This window comes from Sphaerotilus sp. (assembly GCF_034519685.1).
Classification (GTDB): domain Bacteria; phylum Pseudomonadota; class Gammaproteobacteria; order Burkholderiales; family Burkholderiaceae_C; genus Sphaerotilus.
In genome coordinates this window covers 222,621-244,190 of record NZ_JAXHOF010000007.1, presented here as the reverse complement: position 1 = coordinate 244,190, position 21,570 = coordinate 222,621, and the positions used below count along the sequence as shown (strand labels likewise).

Sequence of the window (21,570 nt, the reverse complement as noted above, 5' to 3'; positions counted from 1 at the left end):
GCACCGATGACTACGCACCAAAGCCGTTCAAGGTGAAGGCCCACGAACGGGCGCAGTTCTCGACGTACCTGCTGGGCCTGCCCCGAGACAGCCAGGTGATGAATCTGGTGTCGCGCCTCGCCGAGCTGATTGGCAATCTCTACCCGATCAGCGACCCGGAGGTGAAAGCGTATATCCGCCGCGTGGTCGAGGGCATGAACTCCGAGCAGATCCGGGACTGCATCGAACGCGATGTCGCCTATGTCCGCAAGATCCGCCAGAAGATCACCGCCCTGTCGAATGCCCATGCGGTCAAGGCGTTCACCGACATGCTGGACGTGGACCGCATCGCCGTTCAGCCCAGCTTTGCCCTGCCGACCTCCATCACGCCGAGTGCGAATGCGTCTGCCGTGCCGAAGAGCCTGTATGTCACTGAAGCGGCGATGGGTGATTTCGAGCGTCGTCTGATCAACGACATCGCCAATCTGGACAGCGTGCAGTGGTGGCACCGCAACCTGTCGCGGGGCAAGGGCTTCCGCATCAATGGCTTCCTGAACCACTACCCCGACTTCATCGTGAAGACCAAGGCCGGCAGGATCATCGTGCTGGAAACCAAGGGGGATGACCGCGACAACACCGACTCCGAGATGAAGCTGAAGCTCGGCAAGCTATGGGAAGCAAAGGCGGGCCGGGACTGGCGCTACATGATGGTGTTCGAGAACAACCCCGTCGATGGCGCTGAACGCTTGTCGGATGCGTTGCGCAAGCTGGCGCAGCTTTGAGTTCGACTCGCAGTGAGGTGTGCCATGCCTTGGGATGTCAAACCGCTGCCGGAGTACCGCCTGTATGTGGAAATCGAGGATGGCCGGCGCGGCATCTTCGACATGAAGCCGTCTCTAGACCGCGGCGTGTTCCGTGAACTCAAGGACGAGCGCTATTTCAGGCGCGTCGGCATCCCCTGCGGCGCCGTGACCTGGCCCCATGAGCAGGACATCGCGCCGACAGCGACGCCTCCCGCCGCATCAGCCCCTGCTGCACCAGCCGCTTGAGCGCCTCGCGGGCGCCGTCGCCCATCCCGGCCTGCACCAGCGACACGGTCTGCGCGGGCAGCACCTGCGCGCTGGAGCGGGTGAGGACCAGCGTGCGGCCTTCCGGTGACAGCACGGACAGCCGCGCCGGCAGATCGGCCCGCGATGCCTGGCCGTCCGCCTCTTCCGCGCCTTCGATGACGACCAGCACGCGCCGCCCTCGGCAGGCTTCGGTGGCGCGCTGTCGGGGCTGGGCGCGCTGCATGAACGCCTCGCCGTGCAGCCGCGCTGGGCGGAGCGGCCGAAGTAGGCGTTGGCCGCGGGCGGTAGCTCGAACGGGATGCGGCGGGGCGTCGCCAGGCCAGCAGCACGGATTGCACCTGCGAGGTGAGGTCTTCCGGCGTGGTGAAGAAGCCGGCGCCGTGCGCCGTCGTGACACGCGCCCGCAGCGCCTTCAGCCGCCCGCGTGCCGGCTCGTCGAAGTCCATCCACTCTGGCGACCAAGGGTGCTGGTCCTGCACGCAGAACACGAAACACGGCTTGTCGTGATGCAGCGCCTGCTCGTACTCCAGTTCGGTGATCGACTGCCGCAGCGGGTTGCCGTCCGCCGGCACGCAGCCATACCGATGCGCGACCAGCAGCACGTACACATCACACGCCGCCACGTCCGCGAGGCACTTGGCTATCGTTGCTGTTGCTGCGGCCGGCCATGCGGTGCTCCCCCGGTTGGCGCGTTGTGGTGTGAGCCACCAGTATGCCAACCACCGCCCGCAAGCCCGTCAACGCAGGAGGTTCAGTCCTCGCAAGGCCCGCCGAAGTTCGTCCTCCAGCGCCAAGAACGAGTCCAGCAGCCGCAACCGGTCCAGGCGAATCTCCTCGCCCAGCGCCCCGAGATAGTCCGAAACACCCCGGCGACGGCGTGCCCCGGTGGGCGATGTGGCCGCGAAGGCCAGGTCCAGGCACTTCTTCGGATCGGTGACCGTCTCGGCACAGTGGGCGGGTTGCGGCAGGCCCAGGGCGTCGTCGTCCAGCGTGGTGCCAAACACCTGCCGCAGCGCGTCCCCATCGACCAGTGTCCAGGCCTCGGTCTCCCGAACCGGCACCACGGCCACACCACAGCCCGCCGTGCCGAAGGCCGTGTGCAGGGCGCCCAGCGCAGGGTCGATCTGCTGCGCCCGGGCGCGCACCGGATCACCTGCGCCATCCGCATGGACGAACAGCAACGACCACTGCCCGAGTGCGCTGCGGGCGGCCTCGCGGATACGCACGTCACGCGGCGCCTGTTCAATGGCGGGCGGATGGTCCAGTCCCAGCACCGCCGTGACCTCGACCGGCCCGCTGGCCTCGCGCAGGCAGAGGTCCATGCACAGCCGCTCCAGCAGGGGCTGCAGAAAGTAGTAGTCCGTGCGACCTTCGGCGTAGAGCGCCAATCCCAGGTAGCGCATGGTTCAGCCCTCGGCGCGCACGGCGTCCAGCACTTGCCGGACCTCCAGATCCGACACCTCGGCCCCCCGCTCCATCGCCGCCGAGGCGAACAAGCCGTCCTGCTGCCGGATGGGACGCAGCCGGGTGCGGCGGCGCGTCTGCCCCTGCGCGGGGTCCGTCACCGACGAGGTGTCGGCAAACAGGATGGCGCCGCCCTCATCCACCGGATGTCCCGCACTGTCGAGCAAGGCAGCCAGCACGACTGGCGAGTGGCTGTTGAGCAGCAACTGGCTCAAGGGCGGCACCACGCCTGCGTCCATGCCGTCTCGCGGGCGACTCACCATGTCCTGCAGGCGCTGCACCAGCGTCTTGACCCGACCGGGATGCACGCCGTTTTCCGGCTCCTCGAAACACACCAGCCCGCGGTGCTTCGGATCGTGCAACAACGTCAACAGCGCCAGCACCCGCAGCGTGCCGTCGGAGATCACCCGCGACGTGAACGGCAGTCCATCGCGCATGGTGAGTTCGATGCGGTACTCGCGGCTCGCGTCATGCAAGAACACATCCAGCCGCGTGACGCCTGGGATCAGGTGGTTCAGTTCAGCCGCGATGTCGCTGAGCACACCGTGCGGGCGCAGATCCGTTGCCGTTTCCGCTTTCATCCGTGCCAGCACGGCGGCCAGATTCGCCCCGTCGGCCGTCAGGGTGTCCGCTGCGGTCACAGGCGCCGGACGGCGCAGCAGTGCGGGATCCAACTGAAGCAGACGCCACTGGCGCATCTCCTCGCGCAACGCGAACAGGTGCGGAAATTCCGCGTTCGTGATGCTGTAGAGCACGGTTGCCTCCGCCGCACTGGCCGGGCGGAGGCGACCTTGTGTCCCATCCTGGTGGATGTTGAACTCGCGCCCTTGGCCGTCCGCCTTGTCGTCGGTGGTCAGCCAGGGTTTCTGGCGCTTGTACTGGAGGTACTGCTTGCGAAAGGCAGCCGATGGCGCCAGGGCCTTGGCCCATTTGTCATCCTTCGCGAAGATGGGATTCACCGCCTCATGGGCCACCTGGATCCGCTCGATGCCTGGCCGTGTCTCGCGGCGCTCCAGCGTGACCTCGTAGCGCATTCGGGTGTGGGTCAGCTTGACCTCGCTGCCCCACGGGTCACGTCCGATCGGATCAAGCAACACCTCCACCGCCAGCGTCATGCGTTTCACGCGCCCGCCGGGCGTGAGCCGGAACAACTCCAGCGGCTCCCCGCGCAATGCCTTCACCGCCTCGGCCACATCATGGGTGGCGAGTGCTGCCAGCAACTGGATCGCATCGAACAGGTTGCTCTTGCCCGCCGCGTTGTTGCCGAGGATGGCGGTGAACGGCGCGAGGTCGATCGCCAGTCCCTCGAAGGACTTGAAGCCATCGATCTCAAGGCGGGTCAGCATGGGAGGCTCCTTCGGGACATCAGCGCGATACACACATCGCGGCCGGTGATTGTGCCGGGAGATCCGGTTGTCACTTCCCGACCGGGTGCCCCTTGTCATCCGTCCTGAAGCTCTGCGACTGAAACGCAAAGAAGAACGCCCGCCACGTCCACGCCGCGCCCGCCTTGCCGGGGTAGCCGAACACCAGCGCGCCGTCCTGCCAGGTGCCGTTGTCGCCGGTGTAGGGCGCGCTGTTGCCCTGGTTCATGTGGATGTCGTGGATGCCGTTGCCGGGCTTGAACTGGAAGTACTGGTCGGCCCGGGTCTTCTCCGGCCCCCACTTGGCGCCGAAGGCGAAGACCTGCGCGCCGGGGGTGGCGATGGCCTTGAGCGTGGCGGCCTCGACCTTGTCCTTCAGGTCGTTGTCCACCCCGGGCGCGTCCGGCGGCACCGGCTTCATCGACTTGGGCTTGACCACGCCGCCGCGCACATAGTCGATCGCCAGCCCGCCCGCCACGCGCGGCAGCTTGCGGTAACCCGCCGGCAGCGCCAGCAGCCCCGCCGTGAACGCCGCCGGCAGCGCGCTCACGGTCTGGAACAGCACGGTGGAGGGCGCGTTCGGCGCCGATGACTTGACGTTGACCGCGATGCGGTTCATCACGCCGCCGGCATCGACCAGCATCTGGTAATGGTCATCGTCCGCGTTGCGCAGGTGACCGAGCACGGTGCCCTTGAGCACGCCATAAGTGGACAGCGGCATATGAAAAAATCCCGTTGAAAACCCAGGCACGCATACTGCATCCAATGCGCTTTCTTTCCCTTCAGATCCTTCAGGTAGCCCCATGATCCGCATCGAACTGCAAGTCGAACTGAACTACGACATCGATGCCCAAGGCGCCGACTTCGTGTTCAACATCCACGCCGCCCAGACCGCTTGCCAGAAGGTCTCCGCCGAGAGCCTGGTGCTGAGCCAGTCGGTCGTGCCGCACATCCACACCGATGCGGCCACCGGTACCCGCTACATGCGCGTGCGCGCCCTGCCCGGCCCGCTCAAGCTGTCCTACGCCGCCACCATCGACATCACCCACCACTTCGCCGAGCCGGCCCACCTCGCCGAGGTGCCGGTCTACCGCCTGCCGCCCGAGGTGATCGGCTACATCTACCCGAGCCGCTACTGCCAGTCCGACCGCCTGCTGCGCCTGGCCGCGCACGAATTTGGTGCGCTGTGGCAAGGACACGGGCGCGTGCAGGCCATCGTGGACTGGGTGCGCAGCCGGGTGAGCTTCACGTCGAACGTGTCCACCTCGACCACCTCGGCGCTGGACACGCTGGTCGAGCGCGTCGGCGTCTGCCGCGACTTCGCGCACCTGATGATCGCGCTGTGCCGCGCGCTGAACATCCCGGCGCGCTTCGCCACCGGCACCGACTTCGGCGCCGACCCCGCGCTCGGTCCGCCGGATTTCCACGCCTATGTCGAGGTCTGGCTGGGCGACCGCTGGTACATCTTCGACCCGTCCGGCACGGCGATCCCGATGGCCTTCGTGCGCTTCGGCACCGGGCGGGATGCAGCGGACGTGGCGTTCGCGACCATCTTCGGCGGCGTGCGCTCGCAGGCGCCGTTCATCATGACGCGGGCGATCGAGGATCCCGCACAGGGCCTGCTGCGGCCGGTGCGCTGCCGCGAGGCGCTGTCCACCGACGCGGGCACACCGCCCATGCCGCTGCCCGCAGCCGGCGCCCCGCTGATCAGCGCCTGAGCCGGCCCTGAAGCGCAGCGGTTTTCAGGTGCGGATGGGGGCGCAGTTCGTCTCCGGGCTGGCCGACAACGCGCTGCTGCTGATCCTGGCCGGCTGGGTGGGCTGGCGCCTGCGACACCAACGCCTCATTGACGCACCCCAGGGGAGATGAGCGCCGGGCGTCTCCATAATCGCCCCATGAACATCCTCATCATCGGCGCCGGCCGGGTCGGCACGAGCGTCGCCGAAAGCCTGGTCTCCGAGCGCAACGACATCACCGTCATCGACACCGACCCGCAGCGCCTGCGCCAGCTCCAGGAGCGTCTGGACCTGCGCGGGGTGGCCGGCAATGCCATCCAGCCCTCGGTGCTGCGCGAGGCGGGCGCCGAGGACTGCGACCTGCTGATCGCCTGCGCACCGATGGACGAGACCAACCTGGCCTTGTGCAAGGTCGCGCACGATCTCTTCAACGTCACCACCACGATCGCCCGCCTGCGCTCGCCCGAGTTCATCGAGGGCTCTCCGCTGCTGGCGCGGTCCGGGGGGTTCGCGGTCGACCATGTGATCTGCCCCGAGCAATCGGTGACGACCTATGTGGGCAAGCTGGTGGAGTATCCCGAGGCGCTGCGCATCATCGAGTTCGCGGGCGGGCGGGTGACGATGGCAGGGGTGCGCGTGCACGCGGGTGGGCGGCTGGCCGGCCATCGGCTGGACGAGATCCCCACACTGGTGCCTGGTCTGGACATGCGCATGGTCGGGCTCTTCCGGGGGGACCAGCCAGTCACCGCCGACGGGGACACCCGCATCGAGGTGGGCGACGAAGCGTTCGTGCTGACCCGCACCAGTGCCATCCCGGACGTGCTGCGGGCGCTGCGCGAGCGCCTGCAGCCGGTGCGGCGCGTGATGATCGCCGGCGGGGGCAAGGTGGGGCTGCGCCTGGCGCGTGCGCTGCGCGGTCGCTACGAGATCAAGCTGATCGAGGTGGACCGCGCCCGCTGCGAGTACCTGGCGGCCGAACTCGGCAGCGACGTGCTGGTGCTGCAAGGCGACTCGACCGACGAAGACCTGATGGCCGATGAAAACGTCGGCGAGATGGACGTCTTCATCGCGCTGACCAGCGACGACGAGGACAACATCCTGGCCGGGCTGATGGCCAAGCGACTCGGGGTGCGCCGTGCCATCGTGCTCATCAACCGGCGGGCCTACACCGAGCTGGTCCAGGGCACGCAGATCGACATCGCGATCTCGCCGCAGCAGGCCGTCATCGGCGAGTTGCTGGCCTTCGTGCGCCGGGGCGATGTGGAGGCGGTCCACAGCATGCGCCAGGGCGCAGCGGAATCGATGGAAATCGTCGCCCGTGGCGACCGGCGCAGCTCCAAGGTGGTCGGTCGGCGCATCGAGCAGATCAGCCTGCCCGAGGGGGTGCAGATCGGCGCGATCGTGCGCGGCGACGCAGTGCTGATCGCCCACCACGACACGGTGATCGACACCGACGACCACGTCATCGTCTTCCTGCCCAACAAGCGGCAGGTGCGGGCGGTGGAGAAGCTGTTCCAGGTCGGCGTGACCTTCTTCTGAAGCCGGGCACAGGACACACGATGCGCTACTACTACCCGGTGTTCAAGGTGCTCGGCGGCGTGCTGATGCTGTTCGGGCTGACGATGGCGGTGCCGCTGGGCTTCTCGCATTTCCTGCACGACGGCATCGAGGAGGGCTTCGCGCTGTCGATGGCCATCACCATCGCCATGGGTGCGGGGATGTTCCTGCATTGCCGTCACCTCGACCGCGAACTGCAGCCGCACGACGGCTTCCTGCTGGTGACGCTGGTGTGGACGGTGCTGCCGGTGTTCGGCGCGATCCCGCTGCTGCTGCACATCCCCGGCCTGAGCCTGACCGATGCCTACTTCGAGGCGGTGTCCGGCCTGACGACGACCGGCGCCACGGTGCTCACCGGGCTGGATAAGCTGCCGGTGTCGATCAACGTCTGGCGCTGCTTCATGATGTTCCTGGGCGGCATGGGCATCATCGTGCTGGCGGTGGCGATCCTGCCGCTGCTGGGCGTGGGTGGCAGCCAGGTCTTCAAGACCGAAACCCCCGGCCCGATGAAGGACGACAAGCTCACCCCGCGCATCGCCGAGACGGCACGTGGACTGTGGGGGGTGTACTTCACGATGGCGGTGGCGTGCACGCTGGCCTATCACGCCGCCGGCATGAGCTGGGTCGATGCCTTCATCCACATGTGCTCGACGATTTCCCTCGGCGGCTTCGCCGCCTACGACAACAGCTTCGCCGCCTTCGATTCGGCCGCCATCGAGAGCGTGGCCATCGTCTTCATGCTGCTGGCCGGGGTGAACTTCGCGCTGTACTTCCGCGTCTGGCAGCGCGGCTCGCCGCTGGCACTGCTGTACGACCTGGAGGCGCGTGTCTTCCTCGGGTTCATGGCGGCCTGCGTGCTGCTGCTGACGCCCTACCTGATGTCCAACGGCGTCTATGACGATCCCTGGCTGGCGCTGCGCCACACCGCCTTCAACGTCATCTCGGTGGCGACCACCACCGGCTTCGCGACACAGGACTACAACCAGTGGCCGATCTTCGCGCCGGTGCTGCTGCTGTTCCTGTGCGGCTTCGTCACCTGCGCCGGCTCGACGGGTGGCGGCATCAAGCTGCGCCGCTCGCTGCTGCTCCTGCTGCAGGCACAGCGCGAGTTCACCCGGCTGCTGCACCCGCGTGCGGTGCGCCCGGTCTCGCTGGGCGGCCGGCCGGTCGATCCGCAGGTGCTGTTCTCGGTGCAGGCCTTCATGCTGGTCTACGGGGCGGTGACCATCGTCGGCACGATGCTGCTGCTGCTGTCCGGACTGGACATCGTCACCGCCTTCACTGCCGCGGTGGCCAGCATCAACAACCTCGGCCCCGGCCTGGGCGACATGATCGGCCCGAGCAGCAACTTCCAGGGCCTGACCGATTTCCAGACCTGGGTGACGATCGCGCTGATGCTGCTGGGGCGGCTGGAGCTGTTCGCGGTGCTGGTGCTGTTCACGCCGCAGTTCTGGCGGCGGTGAACGGCGGGATCAGACCCGCCGCTCGCCCCCCGAACGCCGCTCGACCCACGGCCCGACTGCACCACCCGCCACGACCGGCTCCCCCACCGGAGCCAGCACGGACACCGCCACCCCATCCTGCGCCACCGCCTGCGCCGGCCACCCTGCGTGCACCAGCGCCCCGCGGAGCACGTCCACCACCCGCAGCACGTCCGCATCCGACAGCGCCGGATAGATCGGCAGGCACAGCACCTGCGCAGCGATCTCGTGTGCGACCGGCAGGTGGTCCTTGGCGGCCGAGGGCAGGCCGCGGTACATCGGCATGTCGCTGAGCAGCGGATAGAAATAGCGGCGCGCATGGATGCCGTGCTGGCGCAGGCGGTCGTAGACGGCGTCGCGGCTGAGCGGGTGGTCCGGGCCGATGAAGATGGGGAAATACGAGTGGTTCGGCACCGTGTGCAAGGCCTCGTCCGGCACGCGGATGCCGGGCAGGCCGGCGAGCTGCTGCGCGTAGAGCCGGGCGATCTCGCCGCGGCGGGCGATGCAGTCGTCCACATGGCGCAGCTGCATCAGCCCGAAGGCGGCCTGCACCTCGTTCATCTTGCCGTTGATGCCGGCGGCCATCACCGTGACCTCGTCGGCGATGCCGAAGTTCTTCAGGTAGTCGATGCGCTGCTTGGTCTTGGCGTCCGGACAGATGATGGCGCCGCCTTCGATGGTGGAATACACCTTGGTGGCGTGGAAGCTCAGCACCGACAGGTCGCCCCAGTTCAGCAGGCTGCGGCCCTTGTACTGCACCCCGAAGGCATGCGCGGCGTCGTAGATCACCTTCAGGCCATAGGTGTCGGCGATCCTCTGGATGCGCTCGACATCACACGGCCGGCCGTAGCAGTGCACCGGCATGATGGCCGTGGTCTGCGGGGTGATGGCCGCCTCGATGCTGTCGGGGTCCAGATTGCAGGTGTGCGGGTCGATATCGGCGAAGACAGGCTTCAGGCCGTTCCACAGCACCGAATGCGCGGTGGCGGCGAAGGAATACGGCGTGGTGATGACTTCGCCGGTGACACGCAGGGCCTGCAGCGCGGTGAGCAGGCCGAGCGTGCCGTTGGTGAACAGCGCCAGGTGCTGCACGCCCAGGTAGGCGGCCAGTTCGGCTTCGAGCTGCTGGTGGAAGGGACCGCCGTTGGTGATGTGCTTGCGGTCCCAGATCTGTTCCAGGTAGGGCATGAACTCCGCCAGTGGCGGCAGAAAGGGCTGGGTGACGTAGATGGGTGGATCGGTGCGGTCGGGGTGCTCAGCGCTCATGCGGGTCTCCAGGGGATGGGTGGTGGCCTTGGGGATGGGCGTGGGCGTGGGCAGCGCGCAGGCCTGCGCTGTGCTCGCTCCACTGCCCGCGGTGCCGGCGGGGGCACTGCGGGTGACGGACTTCGGGGCGGTGGCCGACGACGACCTCGCCGACGACGCGGCCATCGACCGCGCGCTGAAGGCGCTCAAGCCAGGCGGCTGGCTGGTGTTTCCGCCAGGGCGCTACCAGCAAGCGCGCAGCGTGCTGGTCAGCATGCCGGGCGTGACGCTGTGGGGGCCGGGCGCCACGCTGCAGGCCACCGACCCGCGCGACCACACGCTCGGCCTGCGCGCCGACGGTGTGCGCCTCTACGGCCTGACGCTCACCGCGGCACCCGACCAGCGCCGCAGCGAGCCGGCGCAGGCGCGCATCAGCGTCTACCGCGAAGGCGCCACCCCACAGCGCGGCAACGTCGTGCGCGGCGTGACCGTCGCGGGTGCGGGCTCGGTGGGCATGCTGGTCTACGGCGCGACCGACTTCACCATCGCCGGCAACACCGTGCGCGACACCCTGGCCGACGGCATCCACCTCACCGGCGGCAGCCGCCACGGCCGCGTGCTCGGCAACCAGGTGCACGACACGGGCGACGACCTGATCTCCATCGTGTCCTACGACAACGAGCCGGTGGTGCGCGACATCCTGGTTGCCGACAACACCGTGCACGGCGCCCGCTGGGGCCGCGGCTTGACGGTCGTGGGCGGCGCGCACATCACGCTGCGCGGCAACACGGTGACGGGCATTGCGCGGGCCGCCGGCGTGCTGATCGCGCAGGAGGGCAACTGGCGCACCCACGGCGTGCACGATGTGCGCATCGAGAACAACCGGCTGCGCGAGATCCAGACGCCCGCCGCGCGCGCGGGCGTCACGGCAGCGCCCACCGGCCACGCGGCCATCGAACTCCACACCCACGCGGTGCCGGACGGCGCGGCCGGTCTGGGCGACCTCCTGCTGCAGGGCAACACGGTGGAGCACAGCCGCTACGGCGTGCTGAACCACCGCGCCGGTCGCCTGGTGCAGACAACCCCCGGCGCGCAGCTCGACTGCCGCCGCTTCAGTGGTCATTGAGCACGACGCCGGCGATCGTCGCCTGGGTGCGGCGCAGGCGGTCCACCAGCAGGTTCATCACGCGCGCCTCGGTCTTGCCATGGCGGCCGACCAGCACCGATTGCCGGCACATCGCGGCGATCACGCGGGCGTCCGCCGTGTGGCGGGCGGGCGGGGTGTCCACGATGACGCGGTCGAACTCGCGCTGCAGCTCGCGCAGCAGGATGCCGAACATCGGCTGCTGCAGCAGCTCCAGCGGGTTCGGCGGCGGCGCGCCCACCTGCATGATGAACAGGCCCGGCAGGTCGGCCGAGCGGTCGAAGGGCTTGGCGGGGCGGCGGCCGTTGAGCAGGTCGCTCAGGCTGGCGCGCTCCTTCAGGCCAAAGAGCTTGTGCACGCCCGGATCGCGCAGGTTGCCGTCCACCAGCACCGTGCGCTCGCCGAGCTGGCTGAAGGTCACCGCCAGATTCGCCGCCACATAGGTGCGGCCGTCGCCGCGGTCGGGGCTGACCACCGCCAGCGGCTGGCGCCCCAGGGCTTCGTCGTTGGCCATGATCTTGCTGCGCAGGTCACGGAAGGCCTCGGCCTGCGCGCCATACGGCTCGACCGCCACCACCAGGTCTGCGCCGCTCAGGCCGCGGCCATCGAGCGAGTACGGGTAGTTGAACTGCTGCGACAGCGCCCACAGCACATCGGCCTGTGTCACCAGGTCCAGCGCCACCGCCGCTTCGCCGAAGCGCAGCTTCATGCGGCGCTGCACGAGCAGGATGTGCGCGATGTCGCTGTCCGACAGCGGCCGCTTGGCGCGGATGATCTCGCCGATCGGGCGCAGCACCGCGGGCGGACCCGGGACAGGCGCAGGACGGGCATCGGCCGTGGGCAGCTCGAAGGCGGGATGGGGTGAGGAAGCACTGGCCTGGGACATGGCGGAGGCGACTGGGGGAGTCGGCGCAAAGGCGGTCTGGGGGAAGGTCTCGGGAACCGGCATCGCCACGGTCGCCGGTTCAAGCGGCGTCTCCAGCATCGCCACCGGCATCGGCATCGGCATCGGCACAGGTTTCGGCTTGGGTTGTGGGCGCGGTTGTGCGCGCGGCTGCGGCTGCGGTGGCGGTTTCGGCTGAAACTCCGGCGCACGGATCGGCACCGGCATCGGCACCTGCGCGGCAGGGTGCACATCCGACAGCACCGGCAGGTGCTCGGGCGCCTCCTCGGCATGGAAGCGCCCCCAGGCCCGCTCCACCGCCGCCTGGAAACGCTGGCGGAACAGCGCCGGCGCGAACTGCTCGGCGTGGGCGCGGCAGGTCTCCGGGCGGATCGGCACCGGCAGCGCCTCGAAGGCCTCGACCGCGGCGATCACCGCCTCGGGCGTCTGCTCCTGGAAGAACACGCCTGTGCGCTGCGCCGGGTGGCCGCGCCCGCGCACCGTTTCCAGCGAGCCGCCGCGCCCGAAGGCGATCACGGGCGTGCCGCAGGCCTGGGCCTCGACCGGGGTGATGCCGAAGTCTTCCTCGGCGGCGAAGACGAAGGCCTTGGCGCGCTGCATGTGGTCGACCAGCGCCGCGTCGCCGAGGAAGCCGAGCACCAGCACGTTCGGCCCGGCCGCGGCGCGCACCTTGTCCATCTCCGGCCCGTCGCCGATGACGATGAGCTGCTTGTCGGGCATGCGCGAGAAGGCCTCGGCGATCATCGGCATGCGCTTGTACGGAACCATGCGCGAGGCGGTCAGGTAGAAGTCTTCCTTGTCGGTGCGCAGCGCGAAGCGCTCGACGTCCACTGGCGGGTGGATCACCTCGGCATCCCGTCGGTAGACCTTGCGCACCCGGCGCCCGATGAAGGCCGAGTTGGCCAGGAACTGGTCGACGCCGGCTGCGGTGCGGGCGTCCCACAGCCGCATGTAGTGCAGCAGCATCTTGGCCACCGTGCCCTTGACCCCGCTGGCCATGCCCGATTCCTTCAGGTACTGGTGCTGCATGTCCCAGGCGTAGCGGATCGGCGAATGGATGTAGCAGACATGCAGCTGGTCCGGCCCGGTCAGCACGCCCTTGGCCACGGCGTGGCTGGACGACAGCACCAGGTCGTAGCCCGAGAGGTCGTGCTGCTCCATCGCCAGCGGCATCAGCGGCAGGTAGTGGCGGAAGCGTTTTTCGGCGCCCGGCAGGCGCTGCACGAAGGTGGTCTTGGCGACCTTGCCTTGCAGGAAACCGCGCTCGTGCGGTTTCAGGAAGTCGACCACCGAGAACAGGTCCGCCTGCGGATAGATCTTCAGGATCTCCTCGACGACTTTCTCGCTGCCGGCGTGGTTGACCAGCCATTCATGCACCAGGGCAACACGGAGGGGGGCTTGCATGGGATGGGTTCCTCAGGCTCGGGCTTGGGCTTGGGCTCAGGCGAAATGCAGGTCCATCAGCTCGGCGAACTCGCGCGCGGCGCGGTCCCAGGTGAGCTGTGCGGCGCGCTGGTGACCCCGGGTGCGCAGTTCGTCCGACAGGGCGGGCGAACCCAGCACGCGGCGCAGCTGGGCGGCCAGCGTGGCGGGGTCGTCGGGGTTGCAGTACAGGGCGGCATCGGCGCAGACCTCGGGCAGCGAGGCCCGGTCCGACACGATCACCGGACAGCCGCAGCACATCGCCTCCAGCGGCGGCAGGCCGAAGCCTTCGTAGAACGACGGGAACACGAAACACGCCGCGCCCTCGTAGAGCGCGCGCAGCTGCTGGTCGCTGACGTAGCCGGTGCGCTGCAGGCGCTCATGCTGCAGGGCGCTGTCGGTGAAGATGCGCGTGTTGCCGCCGCCCGCGGCGACCAGCACCACGTCCGGGTCGTCGATCAGGCTCATCGCATTGAGCACCGCCGCGAAGTTCTTGTTCAGCGACTGGCTGCCCACCGCCAGCACATAGCGCCGGCCGCGCAGCTCCAGCCGCTCGAACACGGTCGGATCGGCCGGCAGGCGCAGGATGTGCTCGCCGCCTTCGGGGATGACCTCGATGCCGTGGTGGTGGGCACCGAAATGGCGGGTCAGCTCGTCGGCGCTGAAGCGCGAGACGGTGGCGACGACACGGCTGCGGCGCATCAGCGAGCCGATCATCACGCGGTACCACTGCCGGAAGGCGAAGCTGTAGTTCTGCGGATTGGCCACGGCGGCAGCGTCATGGACCACCGCGATCTGGCGGCGGTGGCGCAGCGGCGCGGTGTTGCACAGGTTCACCAGCGGCAGATCCCCCGCCTGTTCGGCCAGCGCCGGCAGCTCGAACTGCTCCCAGCGGTGACCGCCATGGCGACCGGCATGGCGGACCGTCAGCCCCTTGGGCGCCGGCGTCACCAGCGTGGCCTCGGCCGGCACCACCGCCTGTGCGCCGGGCAGCAGGCCGGCCTGCAGGCCAGCCTGCAGCAACTCGATGGCGAAGCGGTCCACGCCAGTGGCCTGACGGGTGAGGAAACGGGCGTTGATCAGCATGGTCGGTCGGGGCTGGACAGGGGCACGGGCTCAGCGCCATGCAGCTTCATCGCCGCCAGCCGTGCGGCGGCGGCATGGGCGGAGGGGTCGGGCTGGCCGGCCGAACGGCGGTGCATGCGCGCCAGGCGGTGCGCCAGCGACAGCGGCAAGGCCGTCACGCCGAGCATCCACACCACCATCTGCAGCTTGCGCCGCAGCGGGATGTACGGCCAGCGGCACACCGAGCGCAGCGCATGCCGCACCACCGCCCCCGGCGACGGCTGCATCGCCACCCGCGCCTGCGGCCCGCCGAAGCGGGCACACATCACCATCGTGCGTGCCTCCCAGGGCGCCAGTCCGAGCGGTTCGGCCCGCGGAACCCCCAGCCGGTCCAGCCCCTCGGCCACCGCCCGCTTGCCGGCCGTGATGCGCAGGAATTCGGACAGCAGGCTGCCGGAGTAGTTGTTGAAGACCAGCGCATCGTCGTCGAGCGCGCGGTGGATGCGGTAGGCGCCCAGCGCGCGCCGCAGGGAGCGGATCTGTCCATAGGCCGGCGCGAGCAGGATCGGCACCGAGTCGGCCCCCGTGCGCCACGCGGACTCGTCCAGCGGCATCACCTGGCGCAGGTAGTCGCGGTCGTAGGCATTGCCCGAGCCCGGGGGCGAGCCGTAGGCGCCGCAGTCGCGCATGAGCTGCGGCGCCTCGGCGTCGTGCAGCTCGCGTGGCACCTGGCGGTGCAGCGGATCTCCGGCACCGTCCACCATGTCCAGCAGGAACTGCACCTTGGAGGTGCCCGGCGCCCAGGCGGCAATGATCTCGGCCGCGGCATCCGGGTAGATCCAGTCGTCGGCATCGAGAAACAGCACCAGCTGGCCACGCGCCGCGGCGAAGCCCGCGTTGTAGGCCGAGGCCTGTCCGCCATTGGGCTTGTCGATGATGCGCACCCGGTCGGCATAGGCCGCGATCACCGCCATCGAGCGGTCGGTCGAGCCGTCGTCGACCACGATCACCTCGATCAGATCGGACACCGTCTGCTCCAGTGCGGAGTCGATGGCGCGGGCCACGAACTGCTCGTAGTTGTAGTTGTCGATGACGATGCTCAGCCGGGGAGCGGGGCGGGTCGAAGGGTCATGCATGGATCAGCTCGCCGGGTGTTCGGAAGGGGTGCTGGCGGTTCGCCGCGGCGCAGGAAGTGGTTTCACCGTGGAGGCCAGCAGCAGCGCCAGCCCGATGCCCAGCGTCCAGGTGAAGGCCCGCGGCACGCCGAGGTAGGGGTAGCGGTAGATCTCCATGAAGGTGATGAAGAAGATCGGGTAGAACAGCACCCCGACCAGCCGCCCCTCGCGGTAGGCCCGGAAGCACAGCCCGCTGACCAGCCCGATGGCCAGCATGTAGCCCAGGCCGCCGTAGATCCCCATGTCGGACAGCGGGCTGTAGATGCCGGAGGGGCTGTTGAATTCCTCGTCCTGGTAGGTGGCCAGGTACCAGTCGAGCTGCGGCCCCGTGTAGCCGACCGCATCCGAGAACGGCTTGCCCAGGCCGAAGGGCGCGCGGTGCAGCCACTCCAGCGTGAACTCGAAGGTCCAGGTCGGCCAGGGCATGTTGGCCAGCAGGCCGGCGCCGTTGTTCAGCGAGGTGTAGTAGTAGCTGGCGAAGCGGCCGATCGCGAATTCCCAGAAGTCCATCTTGCCCTGGTAGGTGTCGGACGACCACGAACGGAAATACTCGCTGGCGCCGAAGAGCAGGATCACCATTGGGATCGCCGCGTACGGGCCGACCGAGCGTGCCAAGGCCCAGCCGGTGCCGACGCGGGCCGCGGTCCAGCGCCCGAAGGCCAGGCCGAAGGGCACCAGCAGCTCGATCAGCGCCAGCCGCTCGGTCCAGACATAGACCCGGAACAGCGTGAACAGGCCCAGCACCACGAACATCACGTGCATGGCCCGCGGCAGTGCCTGCTCACCCTTATCGAAGAGCCGGTAGGCGTAGAGAGAGAAGAACACCGGCCCCATGTTGGCCAGCGAGGTCAGGCCCGGTGTCAGGGCGATGGTGTTGCGGTCGGGCTTGAACTCGCCGGTCAGCGTCTGGAACAGCAGCACCGGGTTGAACACGAAATCGCGGAACCAGATGATGAACGCGACGGTCGCCAGGCCGCCGATGCCCAGCGCGGCGCGGTCCCAGCTGCGCACGTCGCGTGCCACGGGCGGTGCCCCGAGCTGCAGCTGCGCACCGAACCAGCCGGCCAGCGCAATCGCCAGGATCATCATTGCCCCCAGCTGCAGGTAATGGGCATTGAGTGCCTCCACGCCCCGGATCGTCAGCGCCGGATGCGGCAGATCGCCCGCATAGGAGATCAGCACCATCAGCGGTAGCAGGAAGCCGACCGCGATGCCCGCCGGCGAACACCACCAGGGCATGGGCATGGCCACAGGGGTCTGGATCTTCATGCCCGCATCCCCCCGCGCAGCCGGATCAGCACCGCCGCCGACAGCAGCATCACCGTCGTCTCGGCGCCGATGATCGCCCAGCCATAGGCGCTGCCCCGGTCGACCAGGAACAGGCAGGCGCAGAAGGCCAGCGTCGCGGCGAGCTGGATCAGCGCGTAGCGGCGCTCCTGGCCCAGCGCGATCAGCGACTGCATGCCGAACAGGCTGGCCATGCCCTGGATCGGGATGCTGAAGGCCAGCAGCAGGATCAGCATCACGGCGATCGGCACCTCGGCCTTGAACACATAGCGGGAAATGAGCGGCGCCATGGCCATGCAGACCACGCTGACCAGGGTGCCGATGGCCAGCGTCACCAGCATCAGCCGGCTGCCCAGCGCCATGGCGGCCAGCGGTGTGCGCGACGCCAGTCCGGAGATGCGCACGAAGCCGAGCTGCTGCACCGGCAGCATCACCGCCTGCCCCGCCATGCGCACCCGCAGCGCGAGATTGGCGGCGCCCACGGTGGCTGGGTCGGCGTGCAGGCCGAGCAGCGCGATGCCGCCATTGGTCAGCATGGCGCCATTGACATTGCCGAACACGATCGCCGAGGAGCTGCGCAGCAGCTCGCCGATGTAGCGGCCCTCGATGGGCGCCCGCCGCACCAGCCCGTGGCGCGCCAGAAAGAACCAGGTCACGCCGCTCGTCAGCAGCGACACCAGCGCGTAGACGCCGAGCGCGCTCTCCATCGTCGCCACCCGCGGCACCACCGTCAGCAGCACCGCGATGCCGATCAGCCGCACACCCGAGGTGATGAACAGCAGCAGCCGCGTCTGCTCCAGCGCCCGCACATACCAGCCCGCGTCGAAGGCGAAGCCGACCAGGTAGGCGCTGGAGGCCAGCATCAGCGGCCACTCGGCGTGCGCCCGCAGCTGCCACAGCGCCCCGCCCGCCACCGCCATCACGCCCGCGCACAGCAGCAGCTTGGCCGCCGTGATGTTCCACAGGATGCGGTGGACGCTGGCGGCATCCTTCTGGTGGCGCGCCACCTCGCGGATGCCGTACCAGTCGAAGCCGAACTCGATGACCATGCCAAGAAATGCCGCCAGCGCGGCGTAGAAGGAGACGATGCCGTAGTCGTGGATGCCCAGCGTGCGTCCGCAGATCACCGCGAAGACGAGCGGAAACGCGAACGTGGCGACATGGGTCATCGCCAGCTCGATCAGCTTGCGCACGGTGGAGGCGCGGTCACGGTCAGTCGACATGCCGGCCCATCAGCGCACGTTCATGACCACGCCGACCAGGTCGACCTGCTGCGCCCGCAGTGCGCTGACCAGGTCGCGCAGGTCCGACGCCGTGCTGTGGTCGCGGCGGCCGACGACCAGCGCCTGGGTGCAGGCGCTGGCGATCACCCGCGCATCGGCGGCGCCGCGCGCGGCCGGGGTGTCGACGATGACGCGGTCGAACTTGCGTGTCAGCTCGCGCAGCAGGGCGCGAAACGACTCGCGCTGCACCAGCTCCTGCGGGTTGGGCGGCGGGGCACCGACCTGCAGCACATGCAGGTTCGGCAGCGCCTCGATGCGGTCCAGCTCGCCCGACACCTGCCGCTCGGCCAGGATCGCGCTCAGGCCGGGCTGCGGAGCCAGATCGAAGAGCGTGTGCAGGCGCGGGGCGCGCAGATTGGCGTCGACCAGCACCGTGCGCTGGCCCATCTGGCTGAACACCACGGCCAGGTTGGCGGCGATGTGGGTGCGCCCGTCGCCCGGCGCCGGGCTGACAACGGCCAGCGCGGCCGGCTCGGCCCCGCCCGGCCGCAGCATGATCTGGGCCCGCAGGTCGCGGAAGACCTCCGCCTTGTCCCCGTGCGGATCGATGGCGGCCGCCAGTTCGGCCAGGTGCGGGGCGACTTGCGCGGTGGTGCAGGCGTAGTTGAACTGGCGTGCCAGCGCCTGCGCCACATCGTCCGGCTTCACCAGACGCAGCGCCACGGCGGCATCGCCGAACCGCAGCCCGCGCTCCGCCTGCAGCGTCACGATGCGGGCCACCTCGGCGTCGCCGAGCTGGCATTGCCGGCGCAGGATGTCGCCCAGGCTCAAGTCATGCTGAGGCTCGACGGTGAAACGGGCCTCGTCGATCGGGGAGACCCGGCTGAGCTCGAAGTCGCGCTTCATGTGCATGTTCACGCCGGCAGGCGGCCCGTCGATTGGCCCGACTTGGGCGAAGTGCGGCCGAGCAGGGGCAGCGACAGTCCCGCCACCGAGACCGCAGCCCCGCGACGCGCAGGGATCTCCACCAGCAGCGGCAGGTCGAGCAGCTCTGGCACGTCGTCGGCGCAGCGCAGACGGCGGTTGCGCTGCTCCTGCACCAGCACCACCACCAGCGCCAGCACGGAGCCCAGCAGCGCTGCTACCCCCAGGTTCACGTCCATTTGCGGCGACGCGGCCAGCGCCGGCGGCGACGCGGCCTTCAGCACCGAGACATTGCTCATGCGCGCCTGGCTGTCGGTGGCGCTCTGCGTGCTGCGGCCGGTCACGGCATCGAAGGCCGCCTGCGCGTTCTGCACGTCCTTCTGCAGCACGCGGGCCTCGTCGCGGCGCGTGGTGAGTTCGAGCACCTTGGTGCGCTGCGCCTCCAGCGCGGTGCGCACCTGTGCCGTGCGCTGCTGGTTGACGGTGTCGCTGATGCCCAGGCTGGCGGCCACCCGGCGCGACTCGGAGGCCAGCTGGCTGCGCAGCTGGGCCACGGCCGCTCGCTGCTCGACGATCGAGGGGTGGCGGTCACCCAGACGGGCGCTCATCTCGTTCAGGCGCGTCTCCTGGCGCAGCAGTTCGGCCGACAGACCGCTGATGACCGGGTTGTTGATGACCTCGGGTGATTTTTCCGGGTTGGCGCGTGCCTGCGACTGGCGGCTGCCGGATTCGCCGGTCTGCGCCTGCAGCGACACCAGCTGCGACGACAGCTCGTTGAGCCGCGCCGTCTCCACATCGACCCGCTCCTCCGCCCCGCCGATCGTCAGCAGTCCGTGCTGGCGCTGGAACTCCGACAGCCGGGCCTGCGCGGCCTCCAGTGCCGTGCGCAGCTGGGCCGCGCGCTCGTCGAAGAACGTGGAACTGGTGCGGGCCGGCTCCAGGCGCAAGGCCAGGCTGGTGTCCACATAGGCCTGCACATAGGCATTGGCGATCTGCGCGGCGGTCTGGCGGTCCGAGGCGGTGTAGCCGATCGAGATCACGCCGGACTCCTTGGTCGGCCGCACCTGCAGCTTGTTCTTCATGCGTGCGGCCAGCCATTCCTCGAAGTCACCGACGCCCCCGGTCTTGCTGCGCCAGAGCTGGCGGTTGGCGTCATTGGGGTCGCGGGTCATGCCGGTGGCGGCCATCACGGCACGGGCCACCCGCTCGCTCTGGATCAGGTCCACCTGGGTCGCCATGTAGGCCGCGGCCTGGCCCGACTGCTGCGCCTGCGCCGACACCGCCAGCGGATCGGCCGACTTGATGTCCACCAGCACCATCGCGGTGGCGGAGTACTGCTTGGGCAGCAGTGCGCTGACCAGCGCAGTCACCCCCATCACGGTGGCCAGCACCAGCAAGGCAGTGCGCCAGCGCGCCTTCAGCGTCAACAGGAATCGGGCGAGTGACATGGATTTTATTGCTTACGGTTTGTAACTTTACGAGATCCGGATGTCCGGCGCTTTACGTGAATTTGGGACTGCTTCACCCAGGTAAGCCATCCTTCAGGCACGGGAGAACACCCATGGCCGCCCCTACCAAGGCAAGGGGGCTCGACACCCGAAGTAACAAATACGCACCGGCACTGAGAAATTTTTCAGGGCCTACCCATTTATCGTTCGAAATGTGCTCTCAATGAAGCCAAATGCACGAAGAAACATGCAATTCGATGGTTCTTCATCTTGTCGCGATGCAACACGGGAATAATGCATGAAAGAACAGCACCCTGGACCTGATGCGTAACTTTTGGGAAGATTTTGTATGGAAAAGAAACACGCATCCGTGCCCGATCCGGCCTCCTTGAACGCTTTCGTGGCAGGGGCCCGGCGCTTCCGCCAGGAGCGCCAGCCCAAGCACTCCCGCCTGTCAGAGCGGCTGCACCTGCGGCTGGACCAGGCCATGGCGGCCGTGCTGCTGCTGTTGTTCAGCCCCGTGTTCCTGGTCGTGGCGCTGCTGATCTGGCGCAAGGACGGCGCACCGATCCTGTTCGGCCACTACCGCATCGGTCAGCACGGCAAGCTCTTCCGCTGCCTGAAGTTCCGCAGCATGTACCTTGACTCTGAAGCCATGTTGCGCGATCTGCTCGCAAAAGACGCCAACGCACGTGCCGAATGGGAGCGCGACCACAAGCTGCTCAACGACCCGCGCATCACCCCGATCGGCAACTTCCTGCGCCGCACCAGCCTGGACGAGCTGCCGCAGCTCTTCAACGTGCTGCGCGGCGAGATGAGTCTGGTGGGGCCGCGGCCGATCACGCTGGCGGAGCTGCCGCGCTACGGCCAGGTGCGCTGGCACTACCTGAGCGTGCGCCCGGGCATGACCGGGCTGTGGCAGGTCAGCGGCCGCAACGACACCACCTACGAGGAACGGGTTGAACTCGACCGCGTTTTTGTCGAAAAGCACAGTGTGCGCATGCGCCTGAGCATCCTCGTCCACACCTTGCGTGTGGTGCTGCTGGGCAGCGGCGCACGCTGATCTCCGCAACCCCGAAAGT

17 protein-coding genes and 3 pseudogenes are annotated in these 21,570 nt (G+C 68.7%); 7 read left to right on the top strand and 13 right to left on the bottom strand.

Going from position 1 to position 21,570, the window contains the following annotated elements; all coding sequences use genetic code 11:
• Both U5O44_RS23000 and U5O44_RS23105 read left to right on the top strand, forming a co-directional pair.
• Positions 1-761, top strand: a pseudogene (locus U5O44_RS23000) (DEAD/DEAH box helicase); the annotation flags it as partial.
• Positions 762-785: 24 nt separating this feature from the next.
• The gene (locus U5O44_RS23105) at positions 786-1,028 is read left to right on the top strand and encodes a DUF2442 domain-containing protein (RefSeq protein WP_416222233.1); all 243 of its coding nucleotides are present in this window, start codon (positions 786-788) and stop codon (positions 1,026-1,028) included.
• Here the strand turns inward: U5O44_RS23105 and U5O44_RS22995 are convergent.
• The 5 genes and pseudogenes from U5O44_RS22995 to U5O44_RS22980 all read right to left on the bottom strand — a co-directional run bounded on the left by U5O44_RS22995 (position 919) and on the right by U5O44_RS22980 (position 4,598).
• On the bottom strand, positions 919-1,272 hold the full coding sequence (locus tag U5O44_RS22995) for a hypothetical protein (RefSeq protein WP_322590760.1): 354 nt from the start codon (positions 1,270-1,272) through the stop codon (positions 919-921). The two genes, U5O44_RS23105 and U5O44_RS22995, sit on opposite strands and share 110 nt — an antisense overlap.
• A gap of 301 nt (positions 1,273-1,573) precedes the next feature.
• Positions 1,574-1,768, bottom strand: a pseudogene (locus U5O44_RS23100) (DUF4062 domain-containing protein); the annotation flags it as partial.
• An 18-nt stretch (positions 1,769-1,786) separates the two neighbouring features.
• Complete coding sequence (locus U5O44_RS22990) at positions 1,787-2,452, bottom strand: DUF4276 family protein (RefSeq protein ID WP_322590759.1); 666 nt, start codon at positions 2,450-2,452, stop codon at positions 1,787-1,789.
• A gap of 3 nt (positions 2,453-2,455) precedes the next feature.
• A complete protein-coding gene (locus tag U5O44_RS22985) occupies positions 2,456-3,859 on the bottom strand; it encodes an AAA family ATPase (protein WP_322590758.1) in 1,404 nt (467 codons plus the stop codon).
• A gap of 70 nt (positions 3,860-3,929) precedes the next feature.
• Positions 3,930-4,598, bottom strand: a complete 669-nt coding sequence (locus tag U5O44_RS22980) for a YukJ family protein (protein ID WP_322590757.1) — start codon at positions 4,596-4,598, stop codon at positions 3,930-3,932.
• Between the two features lie 82 nt (positions 4,599-4,680).
• Between U5O44_RS22980 and U5O44_RS22975 the strand changes: the two genes are divergently transcribed.
• From U5O44_RS22975 to U5O44_RS22965, 3 genes are all read left to right on the top strand, one after another.
• Complete coding sequence (locus tag U5O44_RS22975) at positions 4,681-5,595, top strand: transglutaminase-like domain-containing protein (RefSeq protein WP_322590756.1); 915 nt, start codon at positions 4,681-4,683, stop codon at positions 5,593-5,595.
• 147 nt (positions 5,596-5,742) lie between these two features.
• Positions 5,743-7,152, top strand: a complete 1,410-nt coding sequence (trkA, locus tag U5O44_RS22970) for a Trk system potassium transporter TrkA (protein WP_322590755.1) — start codon at positions 5,743-5,745, stop codon at positions 7,150-7,152.
• Between the two features lie 20 nt (positions 7,153-7,172).
• Complete coding sequence (locus U5O44_RS22965) at positions 7,173-8,633, top strand: TrkH family potassium uptake protein (RefSeq protein WP_322590754.1); 1,461 nt, start codon at positions 7,173-7,175, stop codon at positions 8,631-8,633.
• A 156-nt stretch (positions 8,634-8,789) separates the two neighbouring features.
• Here U5O44_RS22965 and U5O44_RS22960 read toward each other — a convergent pair.
• Positions 8,790-9,917, bottom strand: a pseudogene (locus tag U5O44_RS22960) (DegT/DnrJ/EryC1/StrS family aminotransferase); the annotation flags it as partial.
• 22 nt (positions 9,918-9,939) lie between these two features.
• Here U5O44_RS22960 and U5O44_RS22955 point away from each other — a divergent pair.
• On the top strand, positions 9,940-11,022 hold the full coding sequence (locus U5O44_RS22955; protein WP_322590753.1) for a right-handed parallel beta-helix repeat-containing protein: 1,083 nt from the start codon (positions 9,940-9,942) through the stop codon (positions 11,020-11,022).
• Here U5O44_RS22955 and U5O44_RS22950 read toward each other — a convergent pair.
• The 7 genes from U5O44_RS22950 to epsF are packed head-to-tail and all read right to left on the bottom strand — an operon-like array spanning position 11,009 to position 20,488.
• Entirely contained in the window at positions 11,009-13,348 is a 2,340-nt protein-coding gene (locus U5O44_RS22950) for a polysaccharide biosynthesis tyrosine autokinase (RefSeq protein ID WP_416222232.1), read from the bottom strand. The two genes, U5O44_RS22955 and U5O44_RS22950, sit on opposite strands and share 14 nt — an antisense overlap.
• A 36-nt stretch (positions 13,349-13,384) precedes the next feature.
• The gene (locus U5O44_RS22945; protein ID WP_322590752.1) at positions 13,385-14,452 is read right to left on the bottom strand and encodes a glycosyltransferase family 4 protein; all 1,068 of its coding nucleotides are present in this window, start codon (positions 14,450-14,452) and stop codon (positions 13,385-13,387) included.
• Positions 14,446-15,567 (bottom strand): glycosyltransferase family 2 protein, encoded by a 1,122-nt coding sequence (locus tag U5O44_RS22940; protein WP_322590751.1) that lies wholly within the window; start codon positions 15,565-15,567, stop codon positions 14,446-14,448. Before U5O44_RS22940 ends, U5O44_RS22945 begins: the two co-directional genes overlap by 7 nt.
• Positions 15,568-15,570: 3 nt before the next feature.
• The gene (locus tag U5O44_RS22935; RefSeq protein ID WP_322590750.1) at positions 15,571-16,875 is read right to left on the bottom strand and encodes an O-antigen polymerase; all 1,305 of its coding nucleotides are present in this window, start codon (positions 16,873-16,875) and stop codon (positions 15,571-15,573) included.
• The gene (locus U5O44_RS22930; protein ID WP_322590749.1) at positions 16,872-18,116 is read right to left on the bottom strand and encodes an oligosaccharide flippase family protein; all 1,245 of its coding nucleotides are present in this window, start codon (positions 18,114-18,116) and stop codon (positions 16,872-16,874) included. Before U5O44_RS22930 ends, U5O44_RS22935 begins: the two co-directional genes overlap by 4 nt.
• 9 nt (positions 18,117-18,125) lie before the next feature.
• Positions 18,126-19,028: a polysaccharide biosynthesis tyrosine autokinase gene (locus U5O44_RS22925; RefSeq protein WP_322590748.1), complete on the bottom strand. Its 903-nt coding sequence runs from the start codon at positions 19,026-19,028 to the stop codon at positions 18,126-18,128.
• A gap of 2 nt (positions 19,029-19,030) precedes the next feature.
• Positions 19,031-20,488, bottom strand: coding sequence for a chain length determinant protein EpsF (gene epsF, locus U5O44_RS22920; protein ID WP_322590747.1), 1,458 nt, complete (start codon positions 20,486-20,488; stop codon positions 19,031-19,033).
• 388 nt (positions 20,489-20,876) lie between these two features.
• Between epsF and U5O44_RS22915 the strand changes: the two genes are divergently transcribed.
• Complete coding sequence (locus tag U5O44_RS22915) at positions 20,877-21,551, top strand: sugar transferase (protein ID WP_322590746.1); 675 nt, start codon at positions 20,877-20,879, stop codon at positions 21,549-21,551.
• Positions 21,552-21,570 lie beyond the last annotated feature (19 nt).

What these genes read in the sequence shown, in the direction of transcription:
- U5O44_RS22925 (WP_322590748.1), bottom strand. Translation starts at nt 19,028, where the DNA reads ATGCACATGAAGCGCGACTTCGAGCTCAGCCGGGTCTCCCCGATCGAC.
- U5O44_RS22950 (WP_416222232.1), bottom strand. Translation starts at nt 13,348, where the DNA reads ATGCAAGCCCCCCTCCGTGTTGCCCTGGTGCATGAATGGCTGGTCAAC.
- U5O44_RS22990 (WP_322590759.1), bottom strand. Translation starts at nt 2,452, where the DNA reads ATGCGCTACCTGGGATTGGCGCTCTACGCCGAAGGTCGCACGGACTAC.
- U5O44_RS22980 (WP_322590757.1), bottom strand. Translation starts at nt 4,598, where the DNA reads ATGCCGCTGTCCACTTATGGCGTGCTCAAGGGCACCGTGCTCGGTCAC.
- epsF (WP_322590747.1), bottom strand. Translation starts at nt 20,488, where the DNA reads ATGTCACTCGCCCGATTCCTGTTGACGCTGAAGGCGCGCTGGCGCACT.
- U5O44_RS22945 (WP_322590752.1), bottom strand. Translation starts at nt 14,452, where the DNA reads ATGCTGATCAACGCCCGTTTCCTCACCCGTCAGGCCACTGGCGTGGAC.
- U5O44_RS22930 (WP_322590749.1), bottom strand. Translation starts at nt 18,116, where the DNA reads ATGTCGACTGACCGTGACCGCGCCTCCACCGTGCGCAAGCTGATCGAG.
- U5O44_RS22965 (WP_322590754.1), top strand. Translation starts at nt 7,173, where the DNA reads ATGCGCTACTACTACCCGGTGTTCAAGGTGCTCGGCGGCGTGCTGATG.
- trkA (WP_322590755.1), top strand. Translation starts at nt 5,743, where the DNA reads ATGAGCGCCGGGCGTCTCCATAATCGCCCCATGAACATCCTCATCATC.
- U5O44_RS22975 (WP_322590756.1), top strand. Translation starts at nt 4,681, where the DNA reads ATGATCCGCATCGAACTGCAAGTCGAACTGAACTACGACATCGATGCC.
- U5O44_RS22940 (WP_322590751.1), bottom strand. Translation starts at nt 15,567, where the DNA reads ATGCATGACCCTTCGACCCGCCCCGCTCCCCGGCTGAGCATCGTCATC.
- U5O44_RS22985 (WP_322590758.1), bottom strand. Translation starts at nt 3,859, where the DNA reads ATGCTGACCCGCCTTGAGATCGATGGCTTCAAGTCCTTCGAGGGACTG.
- U5O44_RS22995 (WP_322590760.1), bottom strand. Translation starts at nt 1,272, where the DNA reads ATGCAGCGCGCCCAGCCCCGACAGCGCGCCACCGAAGCCTGCCGAGGG.
- U5O44_RS22935 (WP_322590750.1), bottom strand. Translation starts at nt 16,875, where the DNA reads ATGAAGATCCAGACCCCTGTGGCCATGCCCATGCCCTGGTGGTGTTCG.
- U5O44_RS23105 (WP_416222233.1), top strand. Translation starts at nt 786, where the DNA reads ATGCCTTGGGATGTCAAACCGCTGCCGGAGTACCGCCTGTATGTGGAA.